Origin of the sequence: Acetobacter indonesiensis, from assembly GCF_000963945.1 — a bacterium.
Taxonomy (GTDB): Bacteria; Pseudomonadota; Alphaproteobacteria; order Acetobacterales; family Acetobacteraceae; genus Acetobacter; species Acetobacter indonesiensis.
Genome location: NZ_BAMW01000092.1, coordinates 40,297 through 59,312, shown reverse-complemented (window position 1 = coordinate 59,312; position 19,016 = coordinate 40,297). Strand labels below are relative to the sequence as shown.

The 19,016-nt window shown below is 56.8% G+C and carries 15 protein-coding genes and 1 pseudogene; 5 read left to right on the top strand and 11 right to left on the bottom strand.

Going from position 1 to position 19,016, the window contains the following annotated elements:
• Positions 1-206: pseudogene (locus Abin_RS15670) on the top strand (recombinase family protein); the annotation flags it as partial.
• A 174-nt stretch (positions 207-380) separates the two neighbouring features.
• Here the strand turns inward: Abin_RS15670 and Abin_RS15240 are convergent.
• The 4 genes from Abin_RS15240 to Abin_RS15225 all read right to left on the bottom strand — a co-directional run bounded on the left by Abin_RS15240 (position 381) and on the right by Abin_RS15225 (position 6,891).
• On the bottom strand, positions 381-2,462 hold the full coding sequence (locus Abin_RS15240) for a DUF262 domain-containing protein (RefSeq protein WP_048848492.1): 2,082 nt from the start codon (positions 2,460-2,462) through the stop codon (positions 381-383).
• Complete coding sequence (locus tag Abin_RS15235) at positions 2,455-3,903, bottom strand: DUF262 domain-containing protein (protein ID WP_048848489.1); 1,449 nt, start codon at positions 3,901-3,903, stop codon at positions 2,455-2,457. Before Abin_RS15235 ends, Abin_RS15240 begins: the two co-directional genes overlap by 8 nt.
• Positions 3,904-4,133: 230 nt before the next feature.
• Complete coding sequence (locus tag Abin_RS15230) at positions 4,134-5,411, bottom strand: hypothetical protein (protein ID WP_048848487.1); 1,278 nt, start codon at positions 5,409-5,411, stop codon at positions 4,134-4,136.
• A 514-nt stretch (positions 5,412-5,925) separates the two neighbouring features.
• The gene (locus Abin_RS15225; RefSeq protein WP_048848485.1) at positions 5,926-6,891 is read right to left on the bottom strand and encodes an AraC family transcriptional regulator; all 966 of its coding nucleotides are present in this window, start codon (positions 6,889-6,891) and stop codon (positions 5,926-5,928) included.
• Positions 6,892-6,992: 101 nt separating this feature from the next.
• Here Abin_RS15225 and Abin_RS15220 point away from each other — a divergent pair, with 101 nt between their 5' ends.
• From Abin_RS15220 to Abin_RS15205, 4 genes are all read left to right on the top strand, one after another.
• Entirely contained in the window at positions 6,993-8,051 is a 1,059-nt protein-coding gene (locus Abin_RS15220; RefSeq protein ID WP_048848484.1) for an aldo/keto reductase, read from the top strand.
• 78 nt (positions 8,052-8,129) lie between these two features.
• On the top strand, positions 8,130-9,071 hold the full coding sequence (locus tag Abin_RS15215; RefSeq protein ID WP_048848482.1) for an alpha/beta fold hydrolase: 942 nt from the start codon (positions 8,130-8,132) through the stop codon (positions 9,069-9,071).
• A gap of 150 nt (positions 9,072-9,221) precedes the next feature.
• A complete protein-coding gene (locus Abin_RS15210; RefSeq protein ID WP_048848480.1) occupies positions 9,222-10,235 on the top strand; it encodes an SDR family NAD(P)-dependent oxidoreductase in 1,014 nt (337 codons plus the stop codon).
• A 96-nt stretch (positions 10,236-10,331) separates the two neighbouring features.
• Positions 10,332-11,246, top strand: a complete 915-nt coding sequence (locus Abin_RS15205; RefSeq protein ID WP_048848478.1) for a LysR family transcriptional regulator — start codon at positions 10,332-10,334, stop codon at positions 11,244-11,246.
• Positions 11,247-11,249: 3 nt separating this feature from the next.
• On the opposite strand, the gene Abin_RS15200 is transcribed toward Abin_RS15205, so the two are convergent.
• Genes Abin_RS15200 through trbE form a run of 7 tightly spaced genes read right to left on the bottom strand, consistent with a single transcriptional unit; the run spans position 11,250 to position 19,010 of the window.
• Positions 11,250-11,483, bottom strand: coding sequence for a DUF2274 domain-containing protein (locus tag Abin_RS15200; protein ID WP_048848476.1), 234 nt, complete (start codon positions 11,481-11,483; stop codon positions 11,250-11,252).
• Positions 11,480-12,655, bottom strand: a complete 1,176-nt coding sequence (locus tag Abin_RS15195) for a TrbI/VirB10 family protein (RefSeq protein ID WP_048848474.1) — start codon at positions 12,653-12,655, stop codon at positions 11,480-11,482. Before Abin_RS15195 ends, Abin_RS15200 begins: the two co-directional genes overlap by 4 nt.
• Entirely contained in the window at positions 12,652-13,653 is a 1,002-nt protein-coding gene (trbG, locus tag Abin_RS15190; RefSeq protein WP_048848472.1) for a P-type conjugative transfer protein TrbG, read from the bottom strand. The genes Abin_RS15195 and trbG overlap by 4 nt, the downstream gene beginning before the upstream one ends.
• A complete protein-coding gene (trbF, locus tag Abin_RS15185; protein ID WP_048848470.1) occupies positions 13,650-14,333 on the bottom strand; it encodes a conjugal transfer protein TrbF in 684 nt (227 codons plus the stop codon). The genes trbG and trbF overlap by 4 nt, the downstream gene beginning before the upstream one ends.
• A 5-nt stretch (positions 14,334-14,338) precedes the next feature.
• Entirely contained in the window at positions 14,339-15,751 is a 1,413-nt protein-coding gene (trbL, locus tag Abin_RS15180) for a P-type conjugative transfer protein TrbL (protein WP_048848468.1), read from the bottom strand.
• 5 nt (positions 15,752-15,756) lie between these two features.
• Positions 15,757-16,560 carry a P-type conjugative transfer protein TrbJ gene (gene trbJ / locus Abin_RS15175; protein WP_048848466.1) on the bottom strand — a complete coding sequence of 268 codons (804 nt, stop codon included), beginning with the start codon at positions 16,558-16,560 and terminating at the stop codon, positions 15,757-15,759.
• Positions 16,557-19,010: a conjugal transfer protein TrbE gene (trbE, locus tag Abin_RS15170; RefSeq protein ID WP_048848464.1), complete on the bottom strand. Its 2,454-nt coding sequence runs from the start codon at positions 19,008-19,010 to the stop codon at positions 16,557-16,559. Before trbE ends, trbJ begins: the two co-directional genes overlap by 4 nt.
• Positions 19,011-19,016: the final 6 nt, after the last annotated feature.

Genomic DNA, 19,016 nt, shown 5'->3' with positions numbered 1-19,016 from the left:
CTGGCGTTTTTAGTAAGTTTTTGGTGCAGGATTCAGTGGTTGCGGGGAACCGCACACTACGATCACGGCGAAATGTGGCGAATGGTCATTCGCAAGCGTCGTTGGTTGCGGGGGCAGGATTGGCTCTCAAATTGCAGCAATCGCAAGTTGAGAGCAAAGCGGGATTAATAAGCTGTTTTAATGCACTTTTTTCCGCCTGCGCTTAACTCCATCACTGAAATCCATACCCCCTGCCCTCGTCAAACGGAGTCTTTGTTTATTCAGAACCATGTTCGCTTACACTTCACAACAGGGGAAAATATTCTTGCTCACGCCCCGAAGGATAGTCAGGTGGTTTTTCTGACATTCTGTCTCGCTAAAGGAACTATTTTCTGATCAACTCAAAGCGACCCTGTCGTTTGAAATGACGACAAATGCCGGAGCGACTCAGCCAGTATGTCAATCATTTTGTCTTGATGTTCTGCAATTTCGGCCTCTTGCCAGCGTCCTCTTGCTTTCATCAACTCGATCATCGAGAGCAGTTTCAGACTGTCGATCTGACCATTACCAAGACTTGCCTCAAAGTGCTCCAGCTTCTGTTGAGGCTGAAAATTACTCAGGCGCGAATTCTTGCTATGGCTAATCAAGCAAAGATTGCCAAAAGAATTAAGTGCAACACGCTCTACCGTTTTATAACCATCCATAGGATGCTGGGGTGAGAAGTGCTCCACTGAGCTTCGGAAAGTGAACTCAAAAAAATTGATCACTGGATCAGAATTTTCATTTTTTCCACGTTCGTTTACCCACAAAAGGTAGTCAAGGAAGTTAAAGACAAAATTGTTCTCAATATGACCATAACATAATTTGGATTGGACCATCTCCCGCCATTGCTCATTAACTACGATCTGAGGCAAAATGGAAAGATCTCCGTAAATCATTTGATAATAGGAAGCTAATTCGCCTGGCGCCAAAAAACGCTGGAAGACAAAGCGTTGCGCCTGACACTCTAGATAGCCCAGATAGGCATCTGCCCTTACCGGATTCTCTGGATTAAAGTTATCGAACAGATAGCGTAGGGCACCATTAAGCCAGTGTTTGTAAACCAAAGTAGGAGTCGATACATGAAATGCCGATAATAGCATCAATATACGTCTATTAATACCTCTAAACCCACCATCATTATCATCAAATGTATTAATATAGCTGACACTGTCTTTTGAATACCAATGCAGCCGTTTAAGGCTCCAGGCATCCTTGCCACCCGCAAACTCACGCTTGATGATAAACTGATCAAACAGGTACTTGGTTTTTAGTAAGGCATAGGTAAAGCGCTGGACAGCCGCTACCGGATCGGCCTGCTGCATTACGCGCAACTCAAACTGATCGATCAGTTGCTTATCATCAAGCGGTACGCCTTCCGTGTTGGCGGGACCACGGCTTACGAGCCTCAATACATGAAGTAAAAAATTAGAAAAGTTAATAACGCTGTTAAATCGCTCTGAGCCAGCACTTTCCTGTTCTACATTTTTCACCACATCAAGCGTGTCGTCGTGCAAAATATCCAACAAGGTTCGTCCATGTTTGCCAGTGGGGACACTATCCTCCGTTTTGAACTCTGAGTTCGCTCTACAAGAGGACGGCAGCAGGTTACATAGATGATCAAAATCCTGGGGTAGAAACTGCCCCCAGTCATTTTCGCCAAACAGGCTATGACGTTCAGCAGGCGTAAAACCGTATTGAATATATTGTTCCATATTGGCGCAGGCATCCCATACCCGCCCGAGTACATAGATGTTCTGGCGACGTGTTTCTACTTCAGGAATCCGGTTCAACACCTCCATCATCCTGGCCTTAACCACCTCGTGCTTTTCCAACTGCTCACCGCGATTGTTCATCGCTTCGAAAAAGTGATTGAGGTCAGTATCCTTGGGCACTTCGATACGAGATATCTGCACGTGCTTGAATAAATATTCACAAAAGGTCATCAATTTTGTGCCGATCAGCCCAAGCTCAGATAAAGCCTTACCAATCAGTTCAAAACCATTCACCAACCCTTCATTGAAGGTGTTCCCACGCAAGCAGTAGGGCTCGGCACCCTGCCATAAACGCTCGAAAGTTTGCCTCGAGACCAAGCGACTTTCGAAGCCGAGGTTGAGATCTCGATACCAACTCATATCTACCGCCCCATTCTTCTGGTTTTTGAGCCAAATCGCCAGAAGGGAAAGGGTCGTGAAGCGCTGTTGGCCGTCAATTACCTCAAAGGTACTGTCGGCCCGAGCGTAAACTACCAAGGTACCGATATAGTAAGTCTGATTTGTGCCTTCTATATTTTTCTTACTCTGATAATCGAGCACATCCTGCAACAATTGAGTGATTTCCCCTTCGCCCCAGGCATAGTTGCGCTGATACATGGGCACCACATAACGGGCACTATCTTCCAGCAACGCGCGGATGGAGAACGGACGAACAATTGCGTCAGACATAGTAATTCATTTCCTGAAATAATTCGACCAGCTCATCTTTATTGCCGTTACGATTGTTCCTGTTTTCTCTTCTACTTATGTTTGGCAAATAGAACGCCTGCAGATCAGAAGGCTGATGAGCATCACGAATGGCACGGATCAGGTTGTGCTCCAGCACATAATTATCCATGGTTGCCAGTTGCACCACCTGCTGACGAATACGACAGCGATAGGCCCAGATAAAGCATTTCTCAATGGCCAACGACAGCCCTTGGCTGCCAAACTTGTCGATGTAGAAGATCAGAGCGCAGTCAAACATGGCTCGCACATAGCGATCGCCTGTACGATGACGACGTGCATAGTGATTCAAGGTAAAGAGCACTTTGCCTGCTTGCTTCGTCAGCGCGTCATCGAGCAGCATAGCTGGTTGTTCCTGAGTAGAGGCAGTTTCCTGAGCCACAATTGCAGCCACGAGCTTCTGATAGTGCTCGGCCATCTCAAAGAAGCGTCGACCATTAATGATCATCTGGTCGAGATGAAATGGGAAAACCATGCGCTGGCCATCTATCTTGCGCTGATATTGGCTATTGTAATCGTCAACAAAATGGTGGGCGATACGAAGTGACTCTACATAAGGAAAGTGACCTACCCGCTCGAGATTGACCCCTTTGAAGATATTCACATTCTCTTTACTAAAGTAGCGCGCTGACTTGCCCTCGGCCCACTGGCGCACTCGATAAAGATAGAAGGCAAATAGATGGGCCAGTTCGTTGCTGGGCAGGCGTTCCCAATGAGCAACGGCCTCTGCCTTGCGGTAGGTCTCGTGCTCGGCAAATTCGCGCAGATGGAATGCCTTGAGTAGATCGTGAGGTGCCAAATCGCGCCCTCGGGCATTTTGCGAATCAAAGAACTGAAACGCCTCGGAAATATCCTCGAGGACAAAGCAGACCACCTGACATTTATTGAGTAGGAAATCGATTTTCTGCTCATCAAATTCCGAGCGGGCTACCCTCCGATGCAACTCTAGATAATTTCGTCTGAGGTTTACCTCTGAATCGCGGCTAGAAAAACGCGTCCGCTCCATAAACGCACCGATGGGCTCCCTTAATGCCTCAAGTTGTTGTCGAATATCTTGGCGCTGGAATTTGGTTGCTTGCTTCTTGCCGTCTCTACTTTCTTCGTCCAGCGCCTCAATCAGCACCTTGATAGTCAACATCAAAGTCAGAGTTCGTTGCTGACCATCGACAATATCGAGTTTTTCGTCTTTATCTGTGTGCTGATAAAATACCACAGAGCCCAATCGATAGGCGCTCTTATTTTGATGAGTAGCCAAATCGGTAAAGAGATCGGCTATATTTCGCGCTCCCCAGCGATAAGGACGTTGATACGTCGGGATAGAAAGTTGCGTCAAAGCCAGAAGTTGACGCACTGAAAGAACCTGATTGTTAATATTTTCCATCATCAAATCTTCTTAAAAAGCACTCGGCCAAAGAGGTAGTTCTGAGCGTAAAAGATGCACATTTCAATGAGTTTAAATACCGTCATTTATAGAATACTTTCGTTTTGACTTAAATCACATCTGGAGGCAGCACATATGATACTGTCAAAATTACCGGCAGTATGAATGGTTTTTTTTCCTTATCACTGCTCGATAGTGGGCATATCCCTCTCCTGCCATGCCTGTCATCACGATCATACCGGCGTAAGCAGATGGGATATGGCTTCAATAGGCTTCAGTCCGTGACCAAAGCGCCTGATTGCCTCACGATCTTTCTCCAACGCCTCATAAGGCAGATACCGGACTTTCAGGTCGGCAACCCTGCTGAATGCCGGCCGCCTCAATTGTTCCCGCACATCGGCTTCCCGCTTGTCTGGTTCCACAAGGTACAGTCCCTCCAGTGCCTGTGCCTCTGACCCGAGAGCCAGATCCAGCATCCTCACGATTCCGGAATAGATGGTCGTTGAATGCTCGACTTCGAATGCTGCAACAATCCGGTGGCTTTGCCGGTCCAGCCACAGAACATCGATCAGACGCACGGATTCCGCTCCCTGCGTTTCCGTCGTGAACCCAGGCAACACCGACAGGCAGCCATCCCCCAATTTACCGTCCTGCCATGGACGGCTGCGATCATTGGCCGCAATCCAGACATTATACCCCAGAGAAAGCCCCAGATCGCGAAGCCATCCCTGAATTTCGGTATGGGTATGATCCGTCTCCCGCTCCGCAGCGAGGATCCGCGCCTCTTTTGCGCTCTGCTCCCTCACTTGATGAAGATCCGCTTCCCAGAGTTTTCGCGCTGTTTCGTCGTCCTCGAGAGGCGGCGCTGAATAGCGTCCGCTTCCGAGATCAAACAGCAGTCCTCCAATGGCGCCCAGATCATTGGACAGCTGCGAGCGATAGGTCGCATTCAGTTTCAGGATGCCCTGCCGCATGGCAAGATATTCTTCCCATCGTCCCAGCTTCACCTTTGATCCGGTCAGGGCGTTGTAGCCGTTCACGATCGCCGTATTGAAAGGCGGCATGATCGTAGGATGCAGGAAATACAGCAGATTGGCGACGGCTGGTCCCAGTCCCTTGATCTTACGGGCATCAATTGCATGAATGGCCGAGACCACATGTTCTTCGGTATTGCAGCACAGACAGGTATCAAGAAGCTGCCCGAATGCTTTCTGATTGGCAGAATTTTCGTAGATATCGGGAATTCGAAGCTTCGGCTTCCACAGAAAGGCGTGATCCGCACCCTTGAAAATCTGGCGCTGCTCCGCAATCGAATGAACAACCGTTTCCAGGGAAGAACCACGGTAGGCGACCCCGAATATGCCAGCGGTAATCTCGGCAACGACCTGCTGCAGACCACGGCGGATAGACCGGAAATTCTTGATACGCTCGTCCCACAGAAACCAGCTCTGATAAGTCCCTGTCGGATCGTCCCGCCAGCGAAGGATAAGGTCTCGAATAAGGTCAGTCATCAATCCGGAAACTAAAATTACATTCGCTTCTGAGCCTGATTGTAACAGCGGCTCACGTCAATGAGGATAATCGCAAGTGGTTGCGCGGTATGATACCCCCGCTTTGAACTTATTTCCCCTAACTCTATGAAATTAAACAGTTCTCTAGAAGATGACCTCAATTTACGCATAGAAAAACCCCGCTAAGCCGTTGACTTAGCAGGGTTTCAGAAACTGCAAGTGGTTGCGGGGGCAGGATTGCTTCTCAGCTTGCAGCAATCGCAAGTTGAGAGCAAAGCGGGATTAATGGGCTGTTTTAATGAACTTTTTTCTGCCCATGCATGAACTATTACTGAAGTAAATGACCCCTACGTGAATCCTCATAATGGCGCGTTCTATTCCAACGGTGTGGATGACGAGCCCAATCTGTGACTTCTGATCTGCGAAGACATGTTCGATACGGGATCGGATGACATCAACGAGTAGGCCGGAAATGCAGGATATGCGTGTTGTTCACCGCATACAGGGAAAGTCTTTAGTAACTTCCACTGTCGTTCATTTTACGGCGACGCTCAGAATAAGTTCGCATCGCGTTCTTCCGGAAGCGGCCAGGGGAAATGCCGGTTGACCGTCTGAACGCATTACTAAAGGCGCTCTCGGATCCATATCCAAGTGACCAAGCCACATCTGCAATGGGGTGATCCGTCTCACTCAGATCCCTCTCAGCCAAGCGCATCCGCCAGTTGATTACATAGGTCAAGGGCGGAACACCAACCACGTCACGAAAACGTACCGCAAATGACGTGCGCGACATCCCAGATAGCTTCGCCAGTTCGTCGAGATTCCATGCGTGTGACGGTTCCGCGTGGATTACTCGTAGCGCGATCGAGATACGTTTGTCGTCAAGCGCGGTAAGCCAGCCTGATCCGTCCGACTTTGTTGCTTCGATGTGGAGCCGAAGTGCTTCTACGAATAATAACTTCGCGAGATGGGTGATCGCCATTGTGGAACCAGCGCGCTTGCGCTGCGTCTCCTCAGCTAACTCCGCCAAAAGCCACCGTAGCTTTGCCGCGTCGCCTTTCTGACCGTTGACATGCAGAATGGGAGGAAGACTTTTCCGTAAAAAGCCGCAACGCTGCTCGTCAACTTCCAGCATCCCCCCCATCATCGTGAAGGTGGAACCTGTCCCGATACACAGGTTCCCGTCTACATCCCGTTCAGGAGGGATAGACGGCGCGTTCACCAACCATTCTGGCGCACTGGCCAGGATAAGTTCCGGGGCTCCATTCGTGATGACGACGTCACCTGCGTCGAACCGCATCGGGGTTGCGGGATCAGCCTTGGTCGCCAGCCAACACGCCCCTGTCACGACGGCGAGTAACTTCACCGCATCCGTGCGCTTGAGTTTGAGCGCCCAATCGCTCCCGGCAACAAGATTACCGGTGAGAACGCAACGCGCGTCGGCGAGATCAAGGACGTCAGAAAGCGGATCTGTGCGCATCCTCGTATTATCTCTCATAAATATTGCACGATCAAGCATTCATAATTCGAAATGAGCAGCCTAACGGAATGTGACCTTCGTGAACAAAAAAGGAGCGCCACATGCCTCTCGATCATTTCATAACGCTTGGCCGTTCGGGCTTACGTGTCAGTCCTCTGTGCCTTGGCACCATGACATTCGGCGAAGATTTCGGCTGGGGGGCGAACGAAGAGGACTCCCATGCGATGCTGTCCATGTATCTCGATCAGGGCGGCAATTTCATCGACACGGCAAACATCTATACGGGTGGACATTCCGAAAGGATCATCGGCGACTATCTGCATCAACAGAATGTCCGCCGTGACGGGATCGTGCTCAGCACGAAATTCTTCTGTAATCTGTTTCCCGGCGATCCGAACGGCGGTGGGGCTGGCCGCAAGGCGCTTTTGCAGCAGTGCGAAGCGTCGCTGAAACGGCTCCAGACCGATTATATCGACATATACTGGCTTCATAACTGGGATCAGACTGCCCCTGTCGAGGAAACGCTACGCGGGCTTGATGATCTCGTGGCGGCTGGTAAGATCCGTTATATCGGTTTCTCGGACATTCCTGCATGGAAGACGACCGAAGCGCAGATGATCGCGCGGTTCCGGGGATGGGCACCGATCATCGCGCTCCAACTCGAATACTCTTTGCTTGAGCGGACCAGCGAAGGCGAACATTTCCCCATGGCACGCGATCTGGGCATGGGCATCATGCCTTGGTCGCCACTGAAGAGCGGATTCCTGAGCGGAAAATTCAGGCGTGGGAGCGGCGACAATGTCGATACGAAACGCACCGGAATGGTCGGAGTTCCGAGTGAAGCCGATTACGACATCATCGAAGCGGTCGCAGCCGTGGCAGCGGAACAGGAGGTAAGCTCCGCGTCGGTCGCCCTGGCCTGGGTCAGGTCGAGGGCCGGCGTAAGTTCCACGCTGATCGGCGCGCGGCGCATCGATCAGCTTCAGGCAAATCTTGGCTCCCTCAACATCACGTTGTCGTCCGATCAAATTCAGACACTTAATGACATTTCCAGGCCAAAATTGAATTTCCCGTCCGAAAATAACGAAACTCTCGCGCCGATGCTCGCCTTCCCCGGCATGACCGTGGACGGCCGTACCGTAACCTCCCGATCGTTCTGACCACATCATCATGATCCACGGTTTGACACCGTGGACCTATGAAAATCACGCATGATTTCATCACGGGATACGCAAAACATGAAGGACTACAATGTCGCCAAAAATGGTGTGTCGCTGCATGTGGTCGAATGTGGAACAGGGCCCGCCGTGCTCTTCTGCCACGGCTTCCCCGACACATGGCGCAGTTGGCGTCGGCAGATGGAGGCGATCTCCAATACGGGCTATCGCGCGATCGCCCTGGACATGCGCGGGTATGGCCAGAGCACAGGTCCAGACGATGCCTCACAATATAGCGCGTTCAATATCGTAGGCGATCTTGTCGCGGTGCTCGACGCCCTGGACTGCGAAACAGCGACGCTTGTTGGTCATGATTTTGGTGCCGTTGCCGCATGGGCCGCAGCTCTTATCAGACCCGACCGATTTAGTGCCGTCTTTTGCCTGAGCGTACCACCTTTTGAATTCGATGGTGGGAACTTTCTCGCAGATTTATGGAGAAACGGCCAGCACGATTTCTATATGTTTCAGCAGATGCGGCCCGAAGCCGACGGCGAATGGGCAGACGCAAAAAAAACACTTCCGGCCGCGTTCTATTGGACGTCCGGCGAAGCCCCGGCAAACGAGCGTTGGCATCCGATGGACAGCAAGCGCAGTCTCCTGCGACCAGCGCCCGTCGTGCGACCGAGTTTTGTCGATCCTGCTGACTTCGCGGTGATGGTCGATCAATTTGAGCGGAATGGATTCCATCGACCTCTCAACTATTATCGCGCACTGGTGCCCTATCTTTACATGCTGGATGCTTTCGCGGGATGCAGGATTAAGGTTCCATCATTCTTCATAATCGGGGGCGTGGACGGCCTGAATGCGCTCCATCCGGTGACACAGGACTCCCTCTGCCACGTTCTGGCGGATCTCCGAGGGTTTATCAGTATTCCGGAAGTGGGACACTGGCCTCAACTTGAGGCTTCGGAGCAGACGAGCGCTGCTTTGCTCGATTTCTTACATGATATTAAGGAGAGATAGTTTTATAATTTATATCTACGTGCAGCATCTGCATATGCTGGAAATTAAGGGCATTTTTCTGAACGATCGCTCATAAAACGCGGACGGACACGCATTCATCGTTCCTATCTGACTGCATAGTCTGGTTTCCATAAAAAGGGAGATACAGCTATGAACACACCCCAGGCCCCCATCAGTTCGGGTTTCAGTCGCGCCTCCACGACCGTTGACGTCATCAAGGGCGTCGATCTAGTCGGCAAGGTGGCAATCGTCACGGGCGGCTACTCCGGTCTCGGGCTCGAAACAGCGCGCACGCTCGTCTCGGCGGGCGCACGCGTCATTGTGCCGGCGCGGGATGTCGAGCGTGCGCGCAAAGCCATCACCGAAGTCAGCGGCGGCATGGAGGTTCTGCCGATGGACCTCACTAATCCCGGCTCGATTGATGCCTTCGCGCATGATTTCGTTGAATCGGGTCTACCGCTGCATATGCTCATCAACAATGCAGGCATCATGGCGCTGCCAGAACTGAAGCGCGACGCTCAGGGCAATGAGCTACAATTCTCCACCAACCATCTTGGTCATTTCCGGCTGACGCTGCAGCTCTGGCCGGCACTGAAACGGGCCGAGGGTGCGCGCGTGGTGTCGGTATCATCGGCCGGGCACCGTTTCTCGCCTGTGGTATTCGACGACATTAATTTCGAGCACCGTGCCTACGACCCCTTCAAGGCTTATGGCCAGTCGAAGACGGCCAACATCCTCTTCGCAGTCGGTCTTGACCAGCGCGGCAAGAGTGAGGGTATCCGTGCTTTTTCACTCCATCCCGGCGGCATCGCGGCGACAAATCTCGGAACGTATATCGGGGTAGAAATGCTGAAAAGGGCGCGCTTCGTCGATCAGAACGATCGGCCAATCGTCGATCTGAGCCGTGATCTGAAATCAGTACCGCAGGGAGCCGCAACCCATGTCTGGTGCGCCGTCAGCCCGGAGCTTGATGGTAAAGGGGGCGTGTATTGCGCTGATTGCGACATTACGCCCGTGCTGCCAAAGATTGATCCCGTCGATGTGAGCACCGAGGACCGCGCTAATCGGCTGATCGGGGTCGAAGCCTATGCGATTGATCCGAAGGCAGCCGATGAGCTTTGGCACAAAAGCGAAGAGATTACCGGTCTTTCGTTCAAAGAGTGAGGAAGAGCGTTCGATAGAGTCCGGTTTCCAAATGTATTCCACACAACTTAGGCTTCTCTTGTCGGACGCAAGTCTGACAAGACGGCGACCACAATAATGCGCCGTCCGCCATTCGATTTGTGGCAACTGCTGTGCGTGCGGGCAATCGCCGAGCACGGCAGTATCCATGGCGCGGCGCGTTTTCTGAACACCCGGCAGTCCGCCGTGAGCCGGTCGCTACATAACCTTGAGGAGCGGTTGAATGTCAGACTATTCACCCGCTCTCCGGCCGGTGCTGCACCAACTGCGTTCGGCCGGGAATTCATCCGCTGGACCCAGACGATCCTGGACAACGTGGCCGGCATGAACGCTCGCGCGCGGCGGACGGGCAAAGGCGAGAATGGCCAGATCTCGATCGGCATCCAGACCTGCGTCCTGCCTGGAAAACTTTCCGCCTTCACAGCGGAGTTCCGCACCACATATCCCGATATCCTCTTTCGTTATTCCGAGGGCACAGGCAAAAGGCTTTTGCGTCGCCTCCAGCACGGGCAGATCGATTTCGCGGTCGTCACCCGCCGCAATCTGGTCCCTGCGTTACGGGTCACGCCTCTGTGGAGCGACCGCATCGTAGCCGCACTCCCCACTGGTCATTCTCTCGCGACACAACCGGAAGTGTCCTGGGCGGACCTGCGTCATGAAATATTCCTGATCGGACGAGACAACGCGGGTCAGGACTTCGAGACGCTCATCCAGCGCAAGCTCGGGGAGACAGATATCGGCCCGAAGATCCGGCGTCATGATATCGGCAGCAACAGGATCATAGCACTCGTCCAGAATTACGAAGGCATCGCCCTGCTTCCCGCCTCATGGTTGCCACTAATCCGCGACCAGCATGGGCATGACGTCACGATCACGGAAATCCGCGACGCTGGCGGTTCCTCCCATCTGGAGTTCGGGATTGTCTGGCGACCCGACAATGAAAATCCCTGCGCCCGGAGTTTCACCCAATATATCGAAGCCCACAGACCCTGAAGGCTACTTTTCCGACGGTGCTGCTTTTACCTGCCTCCGTGCTCTGGCGAACCCCTTGTCCGACATCATGAACTGCCGAAGCATGGGCGCGACCAGCCGGGCCGGGTCCATCGCCCCATCCTTGCCGGACAGAAGTGCCGCATAGGCAAGCAGATCGCGATGGATATCGGGAGGTAACGCCACGGTCATTTTCACCGGTTTCTCATCGGGAAGTTCCCGGATTTTCAGGTCCGTCATCGTATGTGTCCTTGATCCCGGTAGGGTTTGAGTAGCAGGTCATGCCCGACCAGAACGGTGAACGGCAGTCCGGGCCGGTCGGTCAGGGTAGGCTGGACGTTCAGGCTGCGATCGATCAGCCGGTTGCCCACCATGGAGAAGCCGTTGCTGGCGCCGCTGCGGATCGCCTGCATCAGGTTGTTCTCGTTCCATGACGTGCCCGCTTCCGAGCCGACGCTGAGCAGGGTCGTGACGAGGGCGGCTTTGAAAAGCTGCCCCCAGTGATTGTTCACCTCGTCGGACAGGCCCGACTGGCCGATGGCATCGCCGCCGGGCAACTTCTCCAGCACGAGGCTCTCGCCGTCGGGGAAGATCAGCCGCGTCCAGATGATCTGTGTCCGCTGCTGCCCGAAGGAGACGCTGCTGTTATAGGCCCCGGACAACGTGCTGCCCTGCGGGATCAGAAGATAGCGCCCGGTCGGGCTGTCATAGACGTTCTGGGTCACATGGCCGGTAATCTGGCCCGGCAAGTCGGAACTGATCTTCGTATTCAGCGCACCCGCGATCACGGTGCCCGCCTGGAGGACGTAGGGCGAGACCAGCGACATGATGCGATCGGGGCTGGTTGTCGCGCGATCCGGCTGCCCCTCCAGAAAGGCAAGGTTTCCGGCCTGTGGTCCGGTCGTGGCGGACGCCCGCCCCTGAGAGGCCGGAGCGCCCGGCGCGGGCGGCATCGCCTGTTCGCTGACACGGTCACGCTCCCCCGTCTGCACGAACAGTCGGCTGGCGATCGCCGCCTCGGCCTCCTGCGCGGCGCGGTGGTCTTCGGTACCGGAGGCCGCCTTCTCCTGCCCTTGCGCATGCAGAATGGCACGTCCAAGATCACCGGGCAGCGCGGGACCGAGCTTCGGCACGGTATTGCCGACATAATCGGAGGGCAGCCCCGCCAGTCCGTCGGCCGAGGGACGGACATCGGTGTCCTGCGCGGCAGGCGGCGATGGCGGCCTATGGCTGGCCTGAAGGGCATACCCCAGCGCGAAGGCCACCGCGACCATGCCGACCCCGCCCAGCGACCAGACCACAGTACGCGACAGACGGACCACGCGCGGCCGATCAGCCCGCAGACGCAGATCGGGCGGCGGCGTTGCAGCGCCTGTGGGATTTTCGCCCACTGTCGGCGCCTGCCCGGTCATGTCCGCCGTCCATCGGTACGGACGATGCGCACCCGCTGCTCGCTGTGTTTATCCCCGAGCCGCAATTCGGCCGCCGCGAACAGGCGATCCACGATCATCCAGCTCTGCCGGACCCGATAATTGACCAGTTCCGGCCCGCCATCCGCCCCCAGCACAAAAAGCGGCGGCAGTTCGCCCTGCCCGATCCCGGACGGGAAGGCGATATAGACCTTGTGACCATCATCGAACGCCCGGCCGGGCAGCCAGGGCGGCGTGCCGCCTTTCACCGGCTGGATGACGTAACGGAAATTCAGCGCGTTCAGGTCCAGCCCCGTGTCCACTGGGCTAGCGTCATCGGCCTCATCGTTCTGCCGGTGCAGGGCGATCAAATCATCCTCGGGATAATCCCACGACACCGACGCCATGTAGGTAGCCGGTGTAGAACGTAGTTCCGCGAGATAGGTCCGCCGGTCGGTGTTGACGATCAGGTTGGTGGTGAGGTCCGGCCGCGTCGGTTTGACCAGGATATGGATGCGTTTTGTCGCCCCTGCCCCGCTTTCGGTATCACCGATGATCCAGCGCACCGTATCACCTGCCGCCACGGGTCCGGTTCCCACCAGCTTTTCACCCTGCTGGAGCATAATGTCGGTGATCTCGCCGGGCGAGGTGTAGACCTGATAGAGAGCACCGGGGGAATAAGGATAGACCTGCACCGCATTGATGAACCCGGCTCGCGTGGGCTGAATGCGCGCCGCCAGATTGGCCTGTGTTACACGCGTGGTCGGATCGACAACTTCGGGGGCCGGATGTATGACGCGTCGTGGGGGCAACGGCTTGAGCTGGCCCGGCAGGGGAAGTGGCTGTGGCACCTCCACCACCCGCACCGGTTTCGGTGGATCCGGCAGACGTGTCGCCTGAACAGCGTCATCATAGCGGATGACCGGCGGGTGGTAATGCTGCGCGCAGCCAGGCAGAGGCAGGATCAGCAGCGGCAGGACACGAAAAGCGCGACGGATCATTGGCCCAGCTCCTTCGACCAGTTGATGGCGGAGACGTAAATACCCAGAGGGTTTTTCCGCAGGTGATCGGCATCACGCGGCGTGCGCAGAACGACCGAGACGATCGCGGTCCAGCGCTCGGTGCCGGTGAATGCACCGTCGCGGTAATGGCGCTCGGTCCAGGCCACGCGGAAGCTGCCGGGCGAGGCCCGGATGACCGAGGCGATGTCCACCTCGACCTGCTCGTGCCCGATGCGCGAGAACGGATCGTTGAGGCGGGCATAGTCATTGAGCGCCTGCGCACCGGACCTGGTGGTGAAATCATAGGCACGAAGCCAGTTCTGCCGGACCACCACGGGGTCCGACGACAGGCCACGGACATCACCAATAAACTGCGTCAGATACCAGGCGATCTGGGGATCGGCGGCCATATAGCCTGCTGTCGCGGGGGCTACAACCTGCGCCTGTCCCAGCCGGTCCACCTGCACCACCCACGGCGTGATGGTGCCGCGCGCGGACTGCCAGACCAGCCCGGCCCCGAGCCCCACTGACAGAAACAGGCTGCCAAAGGCCATCAGCCGCCAGTTGCGGGCCTGGATACGGGCAGAGCCGATCCGTTCATCCCACGCCTGCGCTGCCTTTTGATACGGTGTCACGGGTTCGGGCGTGGTCCCGTAGCGTGTGGTCGAGCGGCGGAACATCGTCCTCATTCCTTTTCCGACAGATCGATGGAAGAAGATCCGCCCCCGCCGTCGGCGGAGCGGATGACATGGGCGGCCTCGGCGGCATGGGCTGCGGCATTGCGGCGCTTCATCTTTTGCGCCCAGCGGGGCGGTTCGCCGGAACCGCCACCAGAAGGACCGCCGTTTCCACCGCCATCACCTCCTCCAGCCGGGCCACCGCCTCCAGAAGGTGCCGGTCCACTACCCCCGGTTCCGCCTTCGCCGCCTTCGCCTCCCTCCCCCATCCCGCGCGCGGCCCAGCGTCCACCGGCGGCATAGCTTTCCTTGAGCGATGAACCGGCACGTGAGGCCGCCCCTTTGACGGCATTCGCGACGTTCCCGCCGACGGCCCGGCCCATACCTCCGATCCCGGCGGCCATGCTGCCCGCACCACCTGATGCGCCAGCAGCACCAGCCGAATAGGCGGACGTGGCTGCCCCGACGATCGCGGCCCCGCCCCGAGCGGCAGCAGCGGTCGCACCGAGGGCTGCGGCACCACCGGATGCGACAGCCCCGACACCGGCCGCCGCAGCAGCACCCATGGCACCCACCGCCATGCCGGTACCGACGGCTGCACCGGCCCCAAGTTGCGGTGCGCCGGAGATCAGCCCGTTGGCGATGCTGCCGCCAAAAATGGACAGGCCGACAATTGCAAGCGAGGCCAGCACCACCGAGACGGACTGCCCGATCGTGGGAACGTCGCTGCCGTAGGAGGTTGAGAACTGGGCGAACAGAACCGACGCGATGGCGGAAATGACCGCCAGCACCATGATCTTCACACCGGACGATACGACATTGCCCAGCACCTTCTCGGCAAGGAAAGCCGTGCGGTTGAACAGGGCGAAGGGGATCAGGATGAAACCAGCCAGCGTGGTCAGCTTGAATTCGATCAGCGCCACGAAGAGCTGCACGGCGAGGATGAAGAACGCCGCCAGCACAATCAGCCACGACAGGCAGAGCACGAATATCTGGATGAAATTCGTAAAGAAGGCCACGGGACCAAGGAGATTATGAACCGAGTCCAGTAAGGGCTGCGCCGCATCGAAGCCCGTGGATGCCAGTCGACCGGGCCGCAGGAAGTCTCCGAGAGCCAGACTGCCGCCACCGACTTTCAGGCCAAGGACCGCAAAACTGTCAAAGACGGTCTTCGACAGACTGGAAAAATTGCTGATCAGGAAAGAAAAGAAGCCGATATACAGCGTCTTCTTAACCAGACGCTGGATGATGTCCTCATCCGCAGCCCAGGCCCAGAACAGACCAGCCAGTACCATATCCAGCACGGACAGTGTTCCGGCCAGCGAGATCACATTCCCCTTCACCAGACCGAAGCCGTTGTCGATGGTGGTGGTGAAGGTATTCAGGAAGGTGTCGATAACGCCCACATTGCCCATCGCCATGGCGGTCAGTTCCCGCTGCTGCCGAACATCGACACCGTGCCCGGCACATAGGCGTCATGCTGGGAAAAATGCTGATACTGGGCTTCACTTTCTGCTTCCGTCGCCGCATCGCGCGCCTGTTGCAGGGCTGTGGCGCGGCCGTTGGCGGCGAGTTCGGCCTGAATGTCGGATAACTGACGGGATTGCAGGGCCAGAATCTGGTTTCCAGCCTGCGCCGCCTGCAACGCCCCGGTCGATGTCTGGCTGGCCGAAACCAGTTGCGTCATGGCTGAACTGTCGCTGGGAATGTTTCCTACCACCCGAGCCTGAAGTTTCAGCGCGTCCTCAAACCCACCGACGGAATTCTGCCACCGCGTTTGCGCCTGGCTGAACAGGGCGCTGTCGGACATGCCAGACGAGATTGAGGTGTACGCCTGCTGGTATTGCTGCTCGACGGACTGGACGCTGTAAGCGATATTCTGCGCCTGCGCGAGGAGTGCCGTGGTCTGGGAAATCGTTGATTGCAACGATGACAATGTCGAAAGCGGTAGGCTCGCCAGATTGCGACCCTGATTGACCAGCATCTGCGCCTGATTGGCGAGAGACGTGATCTGATTGTCGATCTGCTGGAGGGTCCGTGCCGCAATGAGAACATTCTGGACATGGTTGGCTCCATCATACACAGCCCACTGGGCATGGGCCGGATGCAAGGGAGAGAACGCCCCGCCGACAGCCAGCATTGCAGAAGTGAGAAGGACACCTGGGCGGAAATGTTTTTCGCTCGCACGACCGAAAAATTCAGTCCAGAACGGTAAAGATTTTTCCGTCATGGCACGCCCTCCGGTCCACGATCGTCGCGCAACAGATCTGCCGCCCATGACACGCCACGCGCGTCAAACCACGCAGGGAGAAAACCGTCCCGCCCGTGTTCCACCAAAACCGCATCAATCAGTCTGTGGTCGTCCTTGCCGGATGCGGCGCACAGGGCGAGTGCGACAGGCCCGAGCCCCAGTTCAAACAGGCGGTTTCCCCGCTGGGTCTGGCAGTAATACTCCCGCTTCGAGGCCGCGCGGGCGATGATGGCGATCTGCCGGTCGTTCAGGCCAAAATCCCGATAGAGCGCCATGATCTGCGGCTCGATCGCCCGCTCGTTAGGCAGAAAGATCCGTGTCGGGCAGCTTTCCACCACCGCCGGGGCGATCGACGAATTGGCAATGTCGGACAGGGACTGGGTGGCGAAAATGACGCTGGCGTTCTTCTTGCGCAGCGTTTTCAGCCACTCCCGGAGTTGGCCGGCAAAATCGCCGTCATCCAGCACCAGCCAGCCCTCATCGATGACCAGCAGCGTCGGGCGGCCGTCCAGACGACCTTCGATCCGATGGAACAGATAGGACAGCACGGATGATGCAGCACCCGAGCCGATCAGGCCCTCCGTCTCGAACACCACCACATCGGCATCACCCAGCCGCTCAGCATCCGCGTCGAGCAGACGGCCATAAGGACCACCAAGGCAATAGGGAGCCAGCGCCTGCTTGAGGGCGTTGGACTGAAGCAGCGCCACCACGCCTGACAGGGTCCGTTCATGAGCGGGCGACGACGCCAGGGAAGTCAGGGCCGACCAGAGATGGGCTTTGACGTCCGGCGTCAGCGCCACGCCCTCGCCGACAAGGATCTGGCCGAGCCATTCGCTGGCCCATTTACGTTCGTCAGGATCATCGATCGCTGCCAGCGGCTGGAGCGATACACTGCCGCCCTGTTCTCCCGATGGATCATCATCGGTCAAACCGCCGCCGAGATCGTGCCAGTCGCCTCCCATTGCCAGCGTTGCCGCCCGCATGGAACCCCCAAAGTCAAAGGCAAAAATCTGCGATCCCGCATAGCGGCGGAACTGGAGCGCCATCAGCGCCAGCAGGACGGATTTTCCGGCTCCTGTTGGTCCCGCGATCAGCGTGTGACCCACATCGCCGACATGCAGGGAAAACCGGAACGGTGTGGCACCCGCCGTCCTGCCGTAGAACAGCGGTGCTGCCCTGAAATGCCCGTCTTGCTCCGGCCCGGCCCACACGGCAGATAGGGGGATCATATGCGCCAGATTCAGGGTCGAGACCGGGGGCTGGCGGACATTGGCGTAGACATGGCCGGGAAGAGAGCCGAGCCAGGCTTCCACGGCGTTGAGGCTTTCCGTCATGCAGGTGAAGTCGCGGCCCTGAATGATCTTCTCGACCAGCCGCAATTTTTCGGCGGCAATCGACGCGGAGCCGTCCCACACCGTGACGGTCGCGGTGATGTAAGCCTGCCCGACATCATCGGCGCCCAGTGATTGCAAGGCCAGGTCGGCATCGGCGGCTTTGTTGGCGGCGTCATTGTCCACCAGAACAGACGCCTCGTTGGTCATGACCTCGCGGACAATGGCCGCAATACTCTTGCGCTTTGCGAACCATTGACGCCTGATCTTCGTCAGCACCTTCGTCGCATCCGTCTTGTCCAGCAGGATCGCACGGGTAGACCACCGATACGGCATCGCCAGCCGGTTCAGATCGTCCAGAATCCCGGGGAAGGTGCGGCTGGGGAAACCCGTGATGGTCAGGGTTTTCAGATACGCATCGCCGAGTTTGGGTTCCAGTCCGCCCGAGAGCGGCTGATCCACCAGCAGCGCATCAAGGTGCATCGGGATTTCCGGCACCCGGACCCGCTGGTTCCGCGTGGAAATCGTGGAATGCAGATAGGTCAGCGTTTCGCCGTCATCCAGCCAGACGGCCTCGGGCATGAACCCGTCCAGCAGGGCCAGAAGCCGGTCGGAGCGATCCACGAACGCATGAAGCATACCATGCGGATCCGGTCCCTCCCGCTCCCGGCCCTCATAGAGAAAACGCTCGGCGCGGCCTGATGATTCCGCAGGCGGAAGCCAGACCAGGGTCAGGAAATACCGGCTCTCGAAATGAGCGCCCTCATCCTCGAACTGTTCACGACGTTCCAGATCGACCATCTGGCTGGCCGCATCGGGGAAATCACTCTCGGGGTAAAGTGTCGCCGGCACACGCTGCGCTTCCACGAACACGGCCCAGCCGGAGCCCAGACGGCGCAGGGCATTGTTCAGCCGCCCCGTCACCCCTACCAGTTCGGCCGGTGTGGCGCTGTCCAGATCAGGGCCTCGAATTTTTGCCGTGCGCTGGAAGGAACCGTCCTTGTTCAGAACAACGCCTTTCTCCACGAGCGCCGCCCAGGGCAGAAAATCGGACAGGACGGCAGCACGGCTGCGATATTCACCAAGGGACATCATGACCTT